At 59.8% G+C, this 15,300-nt stretch carries 16 protein-coding genes and 2 pseudogenes; 11 read left to right on the forward strand and 7 right to left on the reverse strand.

Annotation, left to right across the window (positions count from 1 at the left end; genetic code table 11):
* Positions 1 to 211 (reverse strand): annotated as a pseudogene (locus tag NW852_RS03995) (hypothetical protein); the annotation flags it as partial.
* A 135-nt stretch (positions 212 to 346) separates the two neighbouring features.
* Between NW852_RS03995 and NW852_RS04000 the strand changes: the two are divergent.
* Genes NW852_RS04000 through NW852_RS04030 form a run of 7 tightly spaced genes read left to right on the forward strand, consistent with a single transcriptional unit; the run spans position 347 to position 4,283 of the window.
* Entirely contained in the window at positions 347 to 685 is a 339-nt protein-coding gene (locus tag NW852_RS04000; protein WP_414365847.1) for a cation:proton antiporter subunit C, read from the forward strand.
* Positions 678 to 2,162, forward strand: a complete 1,485-nt coding sequence (locus NW852_RS04005) for a cation:proton antiporter (RefSeq protein ID WP_414370339.1) — start codon at positions 678 to 680, stop codon at positions 2,160 to 2,162. The genes NW852_RS04000 and NW852_RS04005 overlap by 8 nt, the downstream gene beginning before the upstream one ends.
* Positions 2,146 to 2,550 carry a Na+/H+ antiporter subunit E gene (locus NW852_RS04010; protein WP_414365845.1) on the forward strand — a complete coding sequence of 135 codons (405 nt, stop codon included), beginning with the start codon at positions 2,146 to 2,148 and terminating at the stop codon, positions 2,548 to 2,550. The genes NW852_RS04005 and NW852_RS04010 overlap by 17 nt, the downstream gene beginning before the upstream one ends.
* Positions 2,547 to 2,798 carry a hypothetical protein gene (locus tag NW852_RS04015; RefSeq protein WP_414365844.1) on the forward strand — a complete coding sequence of 84 codons (252 nt, stop codon included), beginning with the start codon at positions 2,547 to 2,549 and terminating at the stop codon, positions 2,796 to 2,798. The genes NW852_RS04010 and NW852_RS04015 overlap by 4 nt, the downstream gene beginning before the upstream one ends.
* Before the next feature lie 16 nt (positions 2,799 to 2,814).
* Entirely contained in the window at positions 2,815 to 3,096 is a 282-nt protein-coding gene (locus tag NW852_RS04020) for a monovalent cation/H(+) antiporter subunit G (protein ID WP_011430583.1), read from the forward strand.
* A 9-nt stretch (positions 3,097 to 3,105) separates the two neighbouring features.
* Positions 3,106 to 3,627 (forward strand): DUF4040 domain-containing protein, encoded by a 522-nt coding sequence (locus NW852_RS04025; protein ID WP_414365843.1) that lies wholly within the window; start codon positions 3,106 to 3,108, stop codon positions 3,625 to 3,627.
* On the forward strand, positions 3,624 to 4,283 hold the full coding sequence (locus tag NW852_RS04030) for a Na(+)/H(+) antiporter subunit B (RefSeq protein ID WP_414370338.1): 660 nt from the start codon (positions 3,624 to 3,626) through the stop codon (positions 4,281 to 4,283). Before NW852_RS04025 ends, NW852_RS04030 begins: the two co-directional genes overlap by 4 nt.
* On the opposite strand, the gene NW852_RS04035 is transcribed toward NW852_RS04030, so the two are convergent.
* A complete protein-coding gene (locus tag NW852_RS04035; protein WP_414370337.1) occupies positions 4,278 to 4,574 on the reverse strand; it encodes a FitA-like ribbon-helix-helix domain-containing protein in 297 nt (98 codons plus the stop codon). The two genes, NW852_RS04030 and NW852_RS04035, sit on opposite strands and share 6 nt — an antisense overlap.
* Before the next feature lie 474 nt (positions 4,575 to 5,048).
* Here NW852_RS04035 and carB point away from each other — a divergent pair, with 474 nt between their 5' ends.
* Both carB and NW852_RS04045 read left to right on the forward strand, forming a co-directional pair.
* Positions 5,049 to 8,273: a carbamoyl-phosphate synthase large subunit gene (gene carB / locus NW852_RS04040; RefSeq protein WP_414370335.1), complete on the forward strand. Its 3,225-nt coding sequence runs from the start codon at positions 5,049 to 5,051 to the stop codon at positions 8,271 to 8,273.
* A gap of 330 nt (positions 8,274 to 8,603) precedes the next feature.
* Positions 8,604 to 9,662, forward strand: coding sequence for a Photosystem Q(B) protein 1 (locus tag NW852_RS04045; protein ID WP_414370334.1), 1,059 nt, complete (start codon positions 8,604 to 8,606; stop codon positions 9,660 to 9,662).
* Here the strand turns inward: NW852_RS04045 and NW852_RS04050 are convergent.
* The 4 genes from NW852_RS04050 to NW852_RS04065 form a co-directional block, all read right to left on the reverse strand.
* Positions 9,659 to 11,482, reverse strand: a complete 1,824-nt coding sequence (locus NW852_RS04050) for an aspartate kinase (protein ID WP_414370333.1) — start codon at positions 11,480 to 11,482, stop codon at positions 9,659 to 9,661. The genes NW852_RS04045 and NW852_RS04050 overlap by 4 nt on opposite strands.
* A gap of 45 nt (positions 11,483 to 11,527) precedes the next feature.
* The gene (locus NW852_RS04055; RefSeq protein WP_414370331.1) at positions 11,528 to 13,063 is read right to left on the reverse strand and encodes a site-2 protease family protein; all 1,536 of its coding nucleotides are present in this window, start codon (positions 13,061 to 13,063) and stop codon (positions 11,528 to 11,530) included.
* 83 nt (positions 13,064 to 13,146) lie between these two features.
* Complete coding sequence (locus tag NW852_RS04060) at positions 13,147 to 13,338, reverse strand: PCP reductase family protein (protein ID WP_414370330.1); 192 nt, start codon at positions 13,336 to 13,338, stop codon at positions 13,147 to 13,149.
* A complete protein-coding gene (locus NW852_RS04065) occupies positions 13,335 to 13,604 on the reverse strand; it encodes a DUF751 family protein (protein ID WP_414365836.1) in 270 nt (89 codons plus the stop codon). Before NW852_RS04065 ends, NW852_RS04060 begins: the two co-directional genes overlap by 4 nt.
* Positions 13,605 to 13,782: 178 nt before the next feature.
* Here NW852_RS04065 and NW852_RS04070 point away from each other — a divergent pair, with 178 nt between their 5' ends.
* Complete coding sequence (locus tag NW852_RS04070) at positions 13,783 to 14,322, forward strand: ATP synthase F0 subunit B (RefSeq protein WP_414365835.1); 540 nt, start codon at positions 13,783 to 13,785, stop codon at positions 14,320 to 14,322.
* 373 nt (positions 14,323 to 14,695) lie between these two features.
* The gene (locus NW852_RS04075) at positions 14,696 to 15,079 is read left to right on the forward strand and encodes a hypothetical protein (RefSeq protein WP_414365834.1); all 384 of its coding nucleotides are present in this window, start codon (positions 14,696 to 14,698) and stop codon (positions 15,077 to 15,079) included.
* Between the two features lie 32 nt (positions 15,080 to 15,111).
* On the opposite strand, the pseudogene NW852_RS04080 reads toward NW852_RS04075, so the two are convergent.
* Positions 15,112 to 15,300: pseudogene (locus tag NW852_RS04080) on the reverse strand (RNA-guided endonuclease TnpB family protein); the annotation flags it as partial.

Consider the following 15,300-nt stretch of genomic DNA (forward strand, 5'->3'; position numbering starts at 1 on the left):
GCCCAAAGCGGGTACGAATTTCGCGGTAGCAGAGCGATTGAAGCTTGACGGCGTTGACCACCTTCTCTGGCGTGTTTTGGTTGACCCAGTAAGGCCTCCGGCCCGCTGGCGCGAGGAGTGCTTGTGCAAACGCATCCAGAGTCGCCTCCAGCTTGGCGGCTTGCGACCCAGATACCTTGAGCTTGCAGGAGACAGTTAAAACTTGGGTCATGTTACAACTATACGACGTCATCTGCATTCCTCCCAGCCCTGGCCCTACGGCTACAGGGCGGGGTTCTGCGGTTTCTAGCTAAATGGACTACAGAAATACCGGAATCACCGTCGAGGCTCAAACGGCAAGGTACCCATGGTACACGCTGCAATTGTCCTTACGATCCTGCTGGGCTTTTGGGGAGTGGTGGTCAAGCGAAATCTAATCATGAAAATCTTGGCCATGGATGTGATGAGCACCGGGGTTATCGCCTTTTTTGTCATTTGGGCCGCCCGCACCGGCGTGTTCACTCCCATCTACAAGCCCTGGCGCCAGGTGGACTATGCCGACCCGGTTCCGCAAGGAATCATCCTCACGGCCATCGTCATCGGCCTGTCGGTGCAAGCTCTGATGTTAGTGGGGGTGATGAAGCTGTCCCGCAATCATCCCACCCTGGAAGTGGAGAGTATTGAGCAGGCGGTAGCTGATGACTGAGCTGACGACCGAACTTACGTTGGTCTGGGTGGCACTGCCCTTTTGGCTGGCCTTCGCCACCTACTTGCTGCCGGCTTTGACCCGTCCCGGCCTGGTCATCATGGCTGGACTGACGATAGCCTACGCAGTGCGGCAGGGAGGCCTGCCAGGGGCAACTGCTGCGCCGTTGGAGCTCCAGTTGCTGGATCACTTCGGGGTGACGCTGCGGATCGATGGCAACGCCGCGGCTATGCTCCTGGCCCACGGCCTGGTCACCCTTGGGGTAGCCCTGTATCTGGATCGGCGCTTTGTGGGCAGCCGCTTTCTGGCCATGCAGTTGTTAATCGTCCATGGCAGCGCCAACGCCGTCGTCATCAGCGCTGACCTGATCAGCGTCTATGTGGCCCTGGAGGTGCTCAGTATCGGCGTGTTTTTGCTGCTCACCTACAGTCGCCGAGCAGAGTCCCAGCCGATGCTGGGGGAAAGCGCCCCGCACCGCTCTCGCGACCGTCAGCTCTGGGTGGGGCTGCGCTACCTGTTCATGAGCAATGTGGCCATGCTCTTCTACTTGATGGGCGCAATCCTGGTCTATGTGCGCACCGGATCCCTGGCGATGAGCGGCTTGGCCCTGGCCGACCCCACGGCTCTGGCCTTGATTGCCGTTGGCCTTCTGGCCAAGGGGGCGGTCTTTGTCGCCGGCCTGTGGCTGCCCCTCACCTACGCCACTGCCGATCCTGTCATCGCGGCGGTGCTCAGCGGTTTTACTACAAAAGCAGGCGCCATGGCCCTTGTGCGCTGCAGCGAGTTCTCGCCCCTCTTGGTGCAGGGACTGCCCTACTTCAGTGCAGGCGCGGCGGTCTTTGGGATCCTTCTGGCTTTGATGGCCAGCACGCCTCAGCGCCTTTTGGCCTGGAGCTCGGTGTCGCAGATGGGATTTGTCATCGCTGCACCCCAGTGGGCGGGTTTGTACGGTCTGGCCCATGGGCTGGCGAAGCCCTTGTTGTTCGTTGGGGCTGCGATAACCAATTGCTGGCGCTGGCCGCTGCTGATCTTGGGGACGGCCTCGCTAGCAGGAGTGCCCGGCACTTTGGGCTATGCGGCCAAGGCTCTTAGCTTGTCGTCTCTGGATCCCTGGCACGAGTGGCTGCTGGTGGGGGTTACTGTCGGCACCACCTGCATAGCCGTGCGGGTGCTGCGGGCTTTTCCTTCTCAAACCAACGGGGACACTACCCCGGCATGGCCAGACAAGGTGGCCCTAGTCCTTTGGGGCGGGGGCTTGCTCTGGTTCTGGCTGCCGGCGGCCTATGACGTCGATAATCTCATCAAGGCGTTCCTTAGCTTGGGCCTCGGGATCCCCCTGGGCTGGTTTTGGGAGCGGATCCCTGTGAAGGGATGGCGGCTGGATGAAGGGCTAGAGGCAGTGGTGGGCGGCTTGAGTGTGGTGTTGGTGCTGGTCTGGATTCTGCTAAGTAGAGTGAACCATGTGGCGCTACCCTGAGTTGGGCTTACTGGAAATTGGCCTGCGGCTTTTGATTTGGTTTTTGCTGACGGGTAATCTGAGTTGGGACAATGTGGCCATCGGGGTAGCGGCGACGCTGCTGCTTCCCCGACAGGCTTCTGCGCCGGTGCGGTGGCGGGATTGGGGGCGGGTGCTCAAGGAGATTGTTTTCGCCGTTCCGAAAGCTTACTGGGAGGCCTTTGAGATGATCCTCAGGCCCCACACCGTAGAGGAAGTTGTATACAAACAAACTCTCCCCAATCGTTCAGCGGGACTGGTGTTTCTCGATATCTTTTTGATTACTTTTACGCCCAAAACCATTGTGCTCAATTGCGATGCCCAAGGCACCTACGAGGTGCATCTGCTCAAGCCGCGGGAGGAGGCGTGAACCTACTGCTGTTTCTGCTGATCCTGACCCTATGCCTGCCGCTGTATGCCGCCTGGCTAAAGGAGGATATTTGGCAGACGATGCTGGCTTTTGCCAGCTTATCCACCAAGACGGCCATCCTGGTTTTGGTGGTATCTGTGGTGCGAGATGACTGGATGATCGGGATTGTGGGGGTCTTGATTTTGTCGGTGGGCAATGCAGCCCTGATGCTGCTGGCCCACGTGCTCAAGCGCCTAGAAATGCTTTAACTGGGTCGGGAGGAATATGGAAGTTTTGGTGGAAGCTCTCAGCTATCTCCTATTTGGGATCGGGGTGCTGTTTTGGCTGTGGGGAACGGCACCGCTCCTTGGAGATCGCTCCATTTTGTTTAAGCTGCACGGCCTTTCGGTGTCCGACACCCTGGGATCCATGAGCATCATGCTGGGGCTGTTGCTGCGGATCCCCAGGGAGTGGCCTCTGCTGGTGTTGGCGCTGATTTCCTTGGCCATTTGGAACACCATCTTGGGCTATGTGCTGGCGTTTTGCTCGCAGCGCAAGTCCCTATAGGAGGACAGGATGGAAGAGACCTTGTTGCTGGTGATCGCTCTGCTGTTGCCCTTGACGGCTGCCTTGGTCGTGACCCAGACCAACCCCTATCACGCCCTAGTGATGCGAGGCATTTTGGGGGCTATTGCCGCTTTGATCTATGCCCTCTTTGGGGCAGCGGATGTGGCCTTGACGGAAGCCCTGGTGGGCACCATGCTTTCCATTACTCTCTACGCTATTGCTGTCCGCTCCTCCCTGAGCATGCGCCTGGGCGTTTTGGAAGGTAGCCCGCTGCTGGAGGCCAAGACGGAGGCGGCCCAGCGTCTGCTCCAGCAAATTCGTCGGGGTCTGCAGCCGCTCCATATGCGTTTGGAATTGGCTGCCTATGAGAGTGTGGAGGCCTTAGCGGCAGCCCTTCGCAACCGAGAGATACACACCATGGCCCTTGAGGCTGGCAGTGAAACAGAGGAGTATCGCCTGCTCACCCGGGTGCCTCGCCTGCAAGAGATTTTGGCCCAGCAAACTCTGTCCTCCGAGGTTCTTGCCCCATGAGATGGCTGTATGGCATGGCAGTGCTGTTGGCGGCGGTGCAGCTCATGGTCGCCGATGCGGGAGCTGTTTTGCCTGCGGTTGAGCCTGTATCGACTCTAGCCAGAGAAAGCGGTGTGCCCAATACGGTGACGGGCCTGATCTTGCGCAACCGCCTTTACGACACGGTTTTCGAAGTAGTTGTGTTTTCTACGGCAATTTTGGGTGCCCAATACCTGCTGGCGGATGAGCGACCGACGGCCAATGTAGCTCAGTTTACCGATATTCCCTCAATTGTGTTGGCGCGGGTGGGGGCCACCATTTCTGCCCTGATTGCAGTGGAGCTGGCAATTCGAGGACACCTGACGCCGGGGGGAGGCTTCGCTGCCGGTGTGGCAGGGGGAACGGCTATCGGTCTAGTTGCCATTACTGCTTCTTCTGCCTGGATGGAGTCGGTTTACCAGCGATGGCGAGCTGCCACTTGGGAAAAGCTCTCAGTGGTGGCTTTTATTGCAGCGGCGATGCTGGCCCTTGCCGGTTGGCAATTGCCCAGGGGCGATCTGGGATCCCTTTTCAGCGGCGGCTGGATCCCAATTCTCAACATTTTGGTGGCCATCAAGGTGGCGCTGGGATCCTGGGCGGCGATTTTAATTTTTATTCGCTACCGCGGCTTGTTATGAGGGCTTTAAGGGGTTGATAACCTTCGTGTCAAGCAAATAATTGTAGGTTGTGTTATCTTCTTGTAGCCGCTCGAAGTCCGAATCTTCACCAACGTTTGGGATCGATCTGAGCACTTGGCAAAGGACTTTTTTTGCAAGTTGGAGTAAGACTTGCTCCAGGATTTTGCGATGTTCGTCTTCTGCACTCGCGCCGTGACGCCTCTCCTTTTCTTTAAGGGCTTTGACAATGGCCTCATCAACGTTGCGAACAATTAGAGAACAATTAGAGTGGTCATGGAGCGTCTGATTCATTTACGCTGCACAATACGGATATGATCCGGACGATGCAACGATTGCAATTCCATCATTGCTGACAGAAAGGGAGGAATCCCTCAAAGCCCTAAGGAAGAACCCTAGAGCACCTAAGTACCGATGTCATATTGCCTTTGCCCAGATGGCATTTTGATGGCTCTAATTTTACCTTCTGCTTCCCACCATCGCTAAGTGTTTTCGTGGACTCTCAAGATTTTCGTTGCTTCCTTAAGACAGACATACCGCTGGATAACTTTTCTCCTGAAATTAGCAATGCCGTTGTACTGCTATGCCCGTAAATGTCCAGAAAGTTGAGTACTAAATCCAACCTCCTCAATCAATGGCTTCATGGATGGCTTTGCCGCGAAGATAGCGATGACAGCATCAACGTGCAAGTTTCCCCGCCCGACGAGCAACTTGACCTGCAGGCGACCTCTACAATAGAAGGCTGACCCTGCCACCTCTGGGATCCCTATGCCACGCCGCACCGATATCCACAAAATCTTGCTCATTGGAGCGGGGCCGATCGTTATTGGCCAAGCCTGCGAGTTTGACTACTCCGGCACCCAAGCCTGCAAAGCCTTGCGAGAGGAGGGCTACGAGGTGATCCTGGTCAACTCCAACCCGGCCACCATCATGACGGATCCCAGTATGGCGGATCGCGTCTACATCGAGCCGGTGACGGCGGACTTCGTGGCCCAGATCATCGAGCGGGAGCGCCCCGATGCCCTGCTCCCCACCATGGGGGGTCAGACGGCCTTAAATGTAGCGGTGGAGCTGGCCCGGCGCGGGATCCTAGATCGCTACGGCGTGGAGCTAATTGGGGCCAAGCGGGAGGCCATTGAAAAGGCGGAGGATCGGGAGCTCTTTAAGCAGGCAATGCAGCGGCTTGGCCTGGCCGTGCCCCGCTCAGGGTTGGCCCGCAGCCTGGCCGAAGCCAAGCAGATTGCCCAAGAGATTGGCTATCCCCTCATCATCCGCCCCGCCTATACCCTAGGGGGCACGGGCGGCGGCGTGGCCTACAACCAAGAAGAATTTGAAGAGATCTGCGCCGCCGGCCTCGAGGCCAGCCCGGTCTCCCAGATCCTGGTGGAAGAGTCGGTGATTGGCTGGAAGGAGTTTGAGCTGGAGGTGATGCGGGATCTGGCGGACAACGTGGTGATCATCTGCTCGATTGAAAACATCGACCCCATGGGGGTACACACCGGCGACTCCATCACCGTGGCCCCGGCCCAGACCCTTACTGACAAGGAGTACCAGCGGCTGCGCGACTACGCCATCGCCATCATGCGCGAGATCGGGGTGGAAACGGGGGGATCCAACGTGCAGTTTGCCGTCAACCCCGCCAACGGTGAAGTGCGGGTGATTGAGATGAACCCGCGGGTTTCCCGCTCTTCTGCTTTGGCCAGCAAGGCCACCGGCTTCCCCATTGCCAAGATTGCCGCCAAGCTGGCCGTGGGCTACACGCTGCCGGAGCTCCCCAACGACATTACCCGCAAAACTCCGGCCAGCTTCGAGCCTACCCTCGACTATGTGGTCACCAAGATCCCCCGCTTTGCCTTTGAGAAGTTCCCCGGTTCGGAGCCGGTCTTGACCACCCAGATGAAGTCGGTGGGGGAGGCGATGGCCATTGGCCGCACCTTCCAGGAATCCCTCCAGAAGGCGCTGCGATCCCTGGAGATCGACCGCCCCGGCTTTGGCAGCGACCGGCCGGAAGTCTTCCCCACCCCAGAGGAGGTGCGGGCCAACCTGCGCACCCCCAACCCCTTTCGCCTCTTGACCATTCGCACCGCCCTGCTCATGGGTTTTTCCGTTCAGGAAATTGCCCAGCTCACCCACATTGATCCCTGGTTTATCGACAAGCTGCAGGAGCTGGTGGAAGTGGAACAAGCCCTCAAGGGGCGGGAGCTGGGATCCCTGAGTGCTGAGGATCTGCGCCACCTCAAGCAAATGGGCTTCAGCGACCGACAAATTGCCCACCTGACCGGCTCCAGCGAAGCTCAGGTGCGGGATCGCCGTAAGCAACTGGGGGTGATCCCCACCTACAAGACGGTGGACACCTGCGCTGCCGAGTTCGAGGCGACCACCCCCTACCAGTACTCCACCTACGAGAGCGAATCCGAGACCTTCCCCACCGCCAAGCCGAAGGTGATGATCCTGGGGGGCGGCCCCAACCGCATCGGCCAAGGGATCGAGTTCGACTACTGCTGCTGCCATGCTGCCTTTGCCCTCAGCCGCCTCGGATATGAGACCATCATGGTCAACTCCAACCCCGAGACGGTTTCCACCGACTATGACACCGCCGATCGCCTCTACTTTGAGCCCCTCACTCACGAAGAGGTGATGAACCTGGTCGAAGCTGAGCAGCCGGTGGGCCTGATCGTGCAGTTTGGCGGCCAAACCCCCCTGAAACTGGCCCAGGGGCTGGCAGCAGCCCAGGCACCCATCTGGGGCACTTCCCCCGACTCCATCGACATAGCCGAGGATCGCGGGCGCTTCGAGCGCATCTTGCGGGAGCTGGATATTCGCCAACCGGCCAACGGCATTGCCCGCAGCGTGGAAGAAAGCCTGGAAATTGCCCGCCGCATCGGCTACCCGGTGGTGGTGCGGCCCAGCTATGTGCTGGGGGGACGGGCCATGGAGATTGTCTATTCGGATCAAGACCTGCAGCGCTACATGCAACTGGCGGTGGCGGTGGATCCCGACCGTCCCGTGCTGGTGGATCAGTTTTTGGAGGACGCGGTGGAGGTGGACGTAGATGCCATTGCCGACCGCACCGGGGCTGTAACCATTGGCGGGATCCTAGAGCACATCGAGCAGGCCGGGATCCACTCGGGGGATTCCGCCTGCGTCTTGCCCAGCCGCACCCTCAGCCCCGAGGTGCTGCAGGTGATTCGCGACTGGACGGTGAAGCTGGCCCAAGCTCTCAAGGTGGTGGGGCTTATTAACGTGCAATACGCCGTCCAGAAGGAGCAGGTCTACGTCCTGGAGGCCAACCCGCGCGCTTCCCGCACCGTACCATTTGTCAGCAAGGCCATTGGCCACCCTCTGGCCGATTATGCCGCCCAGGTGATGAGCGGCAAAACCCTGGCGGAGCTGGGCTTTACCCAGGAGGTGATCCCACCCTACGTGGCTGTCAAGGAGGCGGTGCTGCCGTTTCACAAGTTTCCTGGTACCGACACGCTGCTGGGGCCGGAGATGCGCTCCACCGGCGAGGTGATGGGGATTGACACCGACTTTGGCCGTGCCTTTGCCAAGGCGCAACTGGCTGCCGGCCAGAACCTGCCCCTAGGGGGCACGGTATTCATCAGCGTCAGCGATCGCGACAAGCAGGCCGTGATCCCGGTGGCTCAAGAGTTTGTCAAGCTGGGCTTTCGTCTGCTGGCCACTGCCGGCACGCAAAAAGTTCTGGCCCAACACGGGATCCCTGTCGAGAAGGTGCTCAAGCTGCACGAGGGCCGGCCCCACGTCATCGACGCCATCAAAAATCACCAGATTCAGCTTATTGTCAATACCCCTTCCGGCAGCGAAGCTCAACAGGATGGGCGGAAGATCCGGCGCACTGCCTTGGCCTACAAGATCCCCTTGGTTACTACCCTGGCCGGGGCCAAAGCCACTGCCGCCGCCATCCGGGCCCTGCAGTCGGGATCCCTGCAGGTGAAGTCCCTGCAGGAGTTTCACGCCGAAATTGGACGATAGATCTCAGTCTTCTTGGGTTACCTTTCTGAAGAAATTCTTAAAACCTTCACCTTAAGAAATTCTGAAGTTCTCGGCTGGAGAAAGTGGCCTTGGCTGCCCAGGAAAAGCCGAGACCAAGGCATCAAAATTGCAACACTGATTTGCCTATTTGTATCGATACATCAACTTGTTTCACATTCTGGCTGCACACGTTAGAGATCCCTGTCGGCATCCCGAAAACTGTCTAGTTTGGAAGAAAGCTCCCCTAGGCCTTGTCGAAGGGGCTCCTGAGATCGGTTCGGCAAAGGCAGGGGGGAGATGGCTTTGCTGAAATTTTCTAGGAGTTGGCCTATGAGTACGGTCATTCGTCGCTCCGCTGCTGCGCGGCGGCTGTGGAGTTGGGAAAGTTTTTGTCAGTGGATCACCAGCACCGAAAACCGGCTTTACATTGGCTGGTTTGGTGTATTGATGATCCCAACGTTTTTGGCGGCAGCCTTTTGTTTTGTAATTGCCTTCATTGCCGCGCCGCCGGTCGATATGGACGGGATCCGCGAGCCGGTGATTGGCTCTTTGTTGGGGGGCAACAACCTCATTTCTGCAGCGGTGGTGCCCACCTCAGCCGCCATTGCCCTGCACTTTTACCCCATCTGGGAAGCCGCCTCTTTGGATGAGTGGCTCTACAACGGCGGCCCCTACCAGCTCATCGTGCTCCACTTTCTCCTTGGGGTGTGGTGCTACCTTGGCCGGCAGTGGGAGTTGAGCTACCGGCTGGGCATGCGCCCCTGGATTGCGGTGGCCTTTTCTGCGCCGGCGGCTGCCGCTACAGCGGTGCTCTTGGTCTACCCCATTGGCCAGGGCAGCTTCTCGGAAGGGCTGCCGCTGGGGATTGCCGGCACCTTCCACTTCATGCTGGCCTTCCAGGCGGAACACAACATCTTGATGCACCCCACCAGTTGGCTGGGGGTAGCCGGGGTGTTTGGCGGCGCCCTGCTGGCGTCTCTACACGGCTCCCTAGTGATGTCTAGCCTGATCCGGGAGACTTCGGAAGAGGAGTCGGCCAATGCCGGCTACCGCTTCGGCCAAGAAGAAGTCACCTACAACTTCCTGGCCGGCCACTATGCCTTTTTGGGGCGGCTGGGGATCCCCGGCCTTGGCTGGCGCAACAGCCGCTCCGTTCACTTCTGGATGGCGGCCCTGCCGACCGTAGGGATTTGGGCGGCAGCCATTGGCATTGGGATGATGGCCTTTAACCTCAACGGCTTTAACTTCAACCAGTCCATCCTGGACGGCCAGGGCCGGTTCATCCCCACCTACGCCGACCTGGTCAACCGCGCCAACCTGGGGATCCAGGCCATGCACGCCCCCAACGCCCACCACTTCCCCCTGCTGTTGGCAGCCAAAGCCGACTAGGCTCGGTCGAGTTCAAAGGCGCGGTGGGCAGCTTGCAGAGCGTGGATTCCCTGCTCCTGTCGCACTACGCAGCTTACCTTGATCTCCGAGGTGGCGATCATCTCGATGTTGATCCCGGCGTCGGCCAAGGCAGCAAAAAAGTGCGCCGCCACGCCGGGATAAATTTCCATCCCGGCACCGACGATGCTCACCTTAGCGATGTCGTGGTCGGCTTCGACCCCCGCCGCCTGCAGTTCCTCGGCCACCTGCCGGCACACGGCCTCGGCCGCCCTGGCCTGATCCTGAGGCACCGTAAAGGCGATGTCGTTACTGGGGATGCCGTTGTGGTAGCCCCGCTGGCTTTGGATGATGGTGTCCACGATAATCCCGGCCTCGGCCAGGCGTCCGAACAGATGGGCAGCCGTCCCCGGACGATCCGGCACCTTGCGGATGCCCAGCCGCGACTGCTTCAGATCCAGGGCAACGCCCCGCACCGGGTGGTCGCTGGGGAGGGGATCCCGGCCAGGGGCTGCCGTGACCCGATGCAAATGGGGAATCACCTGAAACGCCTCCCCCAGCGCCAGGGCGGCCTCCCCAGCCCGCTCGGCAGCCACCACACAGCTCACCTTGATCTCCGACATGGAGATCATCTGGAGATTGATCCCGGCTTCCGCCAGCACTCGAAACATCTCGGCGGCAATGCCCGGGCGACCCATCATCCCCACCCCGGCAATGCTGACCTTGGCCACCGCCTCCTCGACGAGGACTTCCCTACACCCCAGCTCCTGGCCCACCTGCCGCGCCACGGCTGCCGCCTGGGCTGCCTGCGCCCGGCTGACGGTAAAGGCAATGTCGTTGGTAGGGGATCCCTCGGCTGCACTGAGGTGGAGCGACTGCAGGATTAAATCGACGTTGATCCCGGCTGCCGCAATTTCCTGGAACAGTTGGGCGGCAATGCCCGGACGATCCGGCACTCCCACCAACACCACCTTGGCCTGATCCCAATCCAGCTCCACCGTATCCACTGCCCGGCCCAGCTCAATGCTGCTATCGGCGGGGCGAGGACGGGGAGGAGGAGAAAGAATGAGGGTGCCCTCGGATCCCGCCTGCAAGGGCTCCAGGCTGGAGCGCACCCGCAGCTTGACGCCGTAGTTGCGGGCAATCTCCACCGAGCGGGGGTGGAGCACCTGCGCTCCCAGGCTGGCCAGCTCCAGCATCTCGTCGGCGGTAATCTCTGGCAACAGCCTGGCCTCGGGTACCTTGCGCGGGTCGGTGGTGAAGATCCCCGGCACATCGGTGTAGATCTCACACAGCTCTGCTCCCAAAGCCACCGCCAAGGCCACCGCCGTGGTGTCGGATCCCCCCCGCCCCAGGGTGGTGATCTCCAGCTCCGCCGGGCTGGTGATGCCCTGAAAGCCGGCCACCACCACCACCTCTCCCCGCTCCAAGTGCTGCCAGAGGCGGTCGGTGTGGATGTGCAGGATGCGGGCCCGCCCGTGATCCCGGGTGGTGACAATGCCCACCTGGGTCGCCGTCAGCGAAACGGCAGGGCAGCCCAAGCGCTGCAACGCCAAGGCCAGCAGGGCAATGCTTACCTGCTCGCCGGTGGAAAGAAGCATGTCCCACTCCCGCAACTGGGCCGGCGTGGTCGGGGATCCCTGGAGGATCTGTTCCCCCAGTTCCACTAGGCGATCGGTTTCCTCCCCCATCGCTGAGACCACCACCACCACCCGCTGGCCCTGATCCACCGTGTGGGCCACCCGCTGGGCCACGGCTTGGATGCGCTCGATGGAGCCGACGGAGGTGCCGCCGTACTTCTGGACAATTAAACCTGCTGGCATGGCTAGGGCTGAGCTGGTTAGGCGTGGTTTGGATCCTACCCCGAACTAGGCCAAGCCCAACCAAGTTTGCAAAAAGGGTGGCACCGGCAGCAGGATCAACACCAGCAACGTCAGCATCCCCAGCCCCAGCAGCTCCCGCCCCTCATCCAGCTCAGTGACGTCGTTGAGGGCCGGCTCGTCGGCACTGGAGATAACAAACAGCAGCAGCGCCCACAATAACAGCCAGGGCTGCACCGTCAAGGCCAGCAGCAGCACCAGCCAGCGAGTTACTCGCCCCACATTGGCCCCCATCTGCTGGCCATAGACAGCGTGGACAAGATGGCCCCCATCCAGTTGGCCCACCGGCACCAGGTTAAAGGCAACCACCACCAGACCCAGCCAGCCGGCAAAGGCTAAGGGGTGCAGATCGATCACCTGGCCCGGCTGCAATTGATCCCCCAGCACCATACGCGCCAGGATTGCTAGCAGCACCGATAGGCGTGGATCGATGCGATGGAAGCTAATCGGGGTCGGCTGCCCCTCTGGCACTGCCGGAGGATCCGCAGGCGTCGAAAAGGCTAGCCCCAGGAGCAACATTGCCAAAGCAACGAGGCTGCCTGCCAGCGGCCCGGCAACGGCAATGTCAAACAGCACCTTGCGGTTGGGCACCGGTTCTTTCAGCTCAATGAAGGCCCCAAAAGTTCCCAAAACAAAAGGCACCGGAATGAAATAGGGGAGCGAGGTTTTGATGCCGTGGCGGCGAGCCACCCAGTAGCGGATCCCCTCATGGGATCCCAGAATGGCCAGGATCCCCACTGCATAGGGCAGCCCTTGTAGCAGCGAGGGCAGATGCAGCAACCGATCAGGGCTGACCCCAGCCGCCTGGGCGCCGGCAGTTAGAGTTGTCCAAAAGGTAAACAGCAGTAGCCCCAGCGCCAGCAGAGGCCATTCTTCCTGACGGGTTAGGGAGCGCCGCGCCGCTGGGTTGGGCACCAGGGCAAAAAAAGGCTTGCCGGCAAACCCCTCCTGAAGCACCACCAAGAAGCGTTTGCCGAAAGTGTTTTCGACATTGCGCTGCACCCGCTCATAGGCTTCCGTGGGATCCGCCCGCAAATTGCCCCGGCAGATAATCGCCTGGGGACGGTATTCTACGCTTTGCAAATAAAAAACATTCCAGGGGAAGCAGTGGTTGAGCTTTTCCCGCGGCACCTCCGAGATGGGGGTGTGGGCAATAGCCGCCGAGACTGGATCTGCAGCACTGTCCTCCTCTTCTTCCTCTGCTTCCGGCAAAGACTCGCGATCCGATCCCACAACCGGCGAGGTGTTTTCCGCCCCAGGTTGAGAGCCCGCCGTGGGGGGTCGGAGGCGCCCCCGGCGCACCAAAGTCATGCTGGTAAAATAGGAGGCCAGAAATAGCCCCAACATGAGCAAGGGGGGCATTTCGTACTGAAACACCTGACGCCCCAGCACCCAGATCAAAGGGGGCATCATCATCACCAGCCACAGGATCCGCCAGGGCACCTTGGAGAGGCGGGCCACACTTTTTTGCAGCAGCAGGTAGGTTGTCGAACCCACCAGTGCCAACAGGATCCAATCTGCCATGAGTTGCAAAAAACAGAGGAGAACGCCTCTACCAAGCTAGCGACAAACCCAATCTCTCTGCTACGGCCAGGAAGGGGGATCCCTCAGGAGCCAAATTTTTGCCTCGCCTGCTCATAAACCGCCGCCCTGATCTCTTGGATCGCGGATTTCTCAAACTTCTCGTTCCCATGAGCAGTGCAGAGCACTTTCTTCTCAGGGGCGGCTGGGCGGACAAAAAAGGGAATTTTCTTGAGGCGCACCCCTGCCTCCGGTGTCCACTGGACAGCTTCGCTCATCCCCAATGGCCCCAGCGCAACATCCATTCCGGCAAGAAAGTGTTCCCCGTCATCCCCCGCAGCGTGAAGTAAATAAACAACAGTAGAGCCAGGGATCCCAGCACAACCAGGGCTGCCGACGTCGGGCTTTTGCGGTACAGCTTAACAAAAGGCTGTAAGCCGGCCCAGATCCCCCCCAGCAAGACGGTAATGAAATAGGTAGGGTAGCGGGAGACATTCTCCACAAATTGGTCTTCCAGTCGACGGGGAGTCTGCGGCTGTGGCATGGGCAGATCGCAATCCAACAACTTCCCCTCAGTCTGCCACAGATGTTGGTCTCTGTCCCCCGGCTGAAGAGGGCTGGGAACCAGGGGGAAGCCGCCCAGGCTCAAGACGGTGAGAACCTGATATGGTAGGCGTTATCCTGCCTGCTCAGCTCAGCACAGCCACCCACCCTCTGGCCTGATGCGAGAATTGCCCCCCGATGCCCCCAATCGCGCCGGTGACCTGCCTGGGGAACAGACCCTGGCGCTGATGCGCGTCCAGGAAGCTTTGGATCAACTGGAGGCAGCCATTCTCAGCAGTCCTCGTCTGTTCTGGTCTCGCACCCTTATCGACGAAGAGAGCATTCTGGAGCAGTTGGACTTCATCCGCCTCAACCTGCCCACGGCCTTGGAGGAAGCCGAGGAGGTGCTGCGCCAGCGGGATCAAATTTTGGCCGAGGCCCATCGCTACGCCCAGGAGATCGTGGCCATGGCCCAGCGCCGCGCCGAGCAGCTCGTTAGCGAATCGACCATCGTACGCCAGGCTCAAGCGCAGGCAGAACAGTTGCTGCGGCAAACCTACCAACAGAGCGAGGAGGTGCGGCGACAGACGCTCCAGGAGTCGGAGCGTCTCCAGCGGGAGGCCCATCGTTACGTGGATCAGGTTTTGCAAGACCTAGAGTTGCGGCTGTTGGAGTCGCTGCGGGTGATCCGCAACGGGCGACAAAACCTTCAGACCTAAATTTGTTCTCGACCAGAGAGTGTCCATCTGTTCAGTTTTAGGCCAATATAAAAGGTAGCATCTGGGATCCTTTACCCTGCGGATCTGTGGTAACCAAACTAACCTCCGGCAGGGAAGACGAAGACAAGTCTCGGATGGACGGCCAGGAACTCGACGCGCTGTAGATTGCTGCCGCAGGCAAGGAACCTCGAGCTTTTGTGGCAAGCTGGCGGAGTTCTCCCTTTGCTTAACTGAGAGCGTGTGTCCCTCTTCTCAGCGGTTGCCCAGCATTGGACTACTCATCGAGCTACCTTCCTCGGCGGGCTCTGTCCCCAGCCTGCGAGTTCCGGCTTTTACCCCTTTTGCGGAACCACTCAGTCGTCTAGGAGATTCTATGACCATTGAACCGAAAGCCCGTAAGAACCGCGAAAGTGCTAACTCCCGCTCCCGCAGCCGTCGCCGTGAATCGGCCAAAGGTATTAAAGGAGCTAACTCAGCCGCCAGCCTCTCTCTGCCGAAGTTGATCCAAGAGAATGCTGTGCTCCAATCTCGCAGCCAGTTGTTGCTGATGTACAGCGACTTCCAAACCGAAATGCCCAATGATGGCAAAACTGGCGTTGGCACCTGGCTGCAGAACCGCCTCAAGGAGTACGGCATGCCCAGCCTGCTGCGTTTTGGCCCGCGCTCTTGCCCTCAGGTTTTCCGCCGCGATGAATTTTCCGAGTGGATGATGCTAGCTCTCAACGCTGTCAGCCCCAAAAACGAGAGCGCCCGCTAGGAGAGGTAGACTCTTGTCGCGGCAGACGTAAACTACCCGGCTCCGACCGCTAAGCGGTACGGAGCGGGTTTTCTGTAGCCCTGTAGTTGGCAAGCCAACCACGGGCCTCTAGGCCGGTTTACAGCGACCCCCAAAAGCGCAATGACGTTGGCACCGTTCAAATCTGCATCCCCTTCCCAGCCACAGGCCGGGTTCACACAACGAAAATGCTTCCCTTCCCG

The sequence above is a fragment of the Synechococcus sp. H60.1 genome, assembly GCF_047462335.1.
Classification (GTDB): Bacteria; Cyanobacteriota; Cyanobacteriia; order Thermostichales; family Thermostichaceae; genus Thermostichus.

Coding starts and splice junctions, on each gene's coding strand:
- NW852_RS04000 (WP_414365847.1), top strand. CDS start 347: ATGGTACACGCTGCAATTGTCCTTACGATCCTGCTGGGCTTTTGGGGA.
- NW852_RS04005 (WP_414370339.1), top strand. CDS start 678: ATGACTGAGCTGACGACCGAACTTACGTTGGTCTGGGTGGCACTGCCC.
- NW852_RS04010 (WP_414365845.1), top strand. CDS start 2,146: ATGTGGCGCTACCCTGAGTTGGGCTTACTGGAAATTGGCCTGCGGCTT.
- NW852_RS04020 (WP_011430583.1), top strand. CDS start 2,815: ATGGAAGTTTTGGTGGAAGCTCTCAGCTATCTCCTATTTGGGATCGGG.
- NW852_RS04025 (WP_414365843.1), top strand. CDS start 3,106: ATGGAAGAGACCTTGTTGCTGGTGATCGCTCTGCTGTTGCCCTTGACG.
- NW852_RS04030 (WP_414370338.1), top strand. CDS start 3,624: ATGAGATGGCTGTATGGCATGGCAGTGCTGTTGGCGGCGGTGCAGCTC.
- NW852_RS04035 (WP_414370337.1), bottom strand. CDS start 4,574: ATGAATCAGACGCTCCATGACCACTCTAATTGTTCTCTAATTGTTCGC.
- carB (WP_414370335.1), top strand. CDS start 5,049: ATGCCACGCCGCACCGATATCCACAAAATCTTGCTCATTGGAGCGGGG.
- NW852_RS04045 (WP_414370334.1), top strand. CDS start 8,604: ATGAGTACGGTCATTCGTCGCTCCGCTGCTGCGCGGCGGCTGTGGAGT.
- NW852_RS04050 (WP_414370333.1), bottom strand. CDS start 11,482: ATGCCAGCAGGTTTAATTGTCCAGAAGTACGGCGGCACCTCCGTCGGC.
- NW852_RS04055 (WP_414370331.1), bottom strand. CDS start 13,063: ATGGCAGATTGGATCCTGTTGGCACTGGTGGGTTCGACAACCTACCTG.
- NW852_RS04060 (WP_414370330.1), bottom strand. CDS start 13,338: ATGAGCGAAGCTGTCCAGTGGACACCGGAGGCAGGGGTGCGCCTCAAG.
- NW852_RS04065 (WP_414365836.1), bottom strand. CDS start 13,604: ATGCCACAGCCGCAGACTCCCCGTCGACTGGAAGACCAATTTGTGGAG.
- NW852_RS04070 (WP_414365835.1), top strand. CDS start 13,783: ATGCGAGAATTGCCCCCCGATGCCCCCAATCGCGCCGGTGACCTGCCT.
- NW852_RS04075 (WP_414365834.1), top strand. CDS start 14,696: ATGACCATTGAACCGAAAGCCCGTAAGAACCGCGAAAGTGCTAACTCC.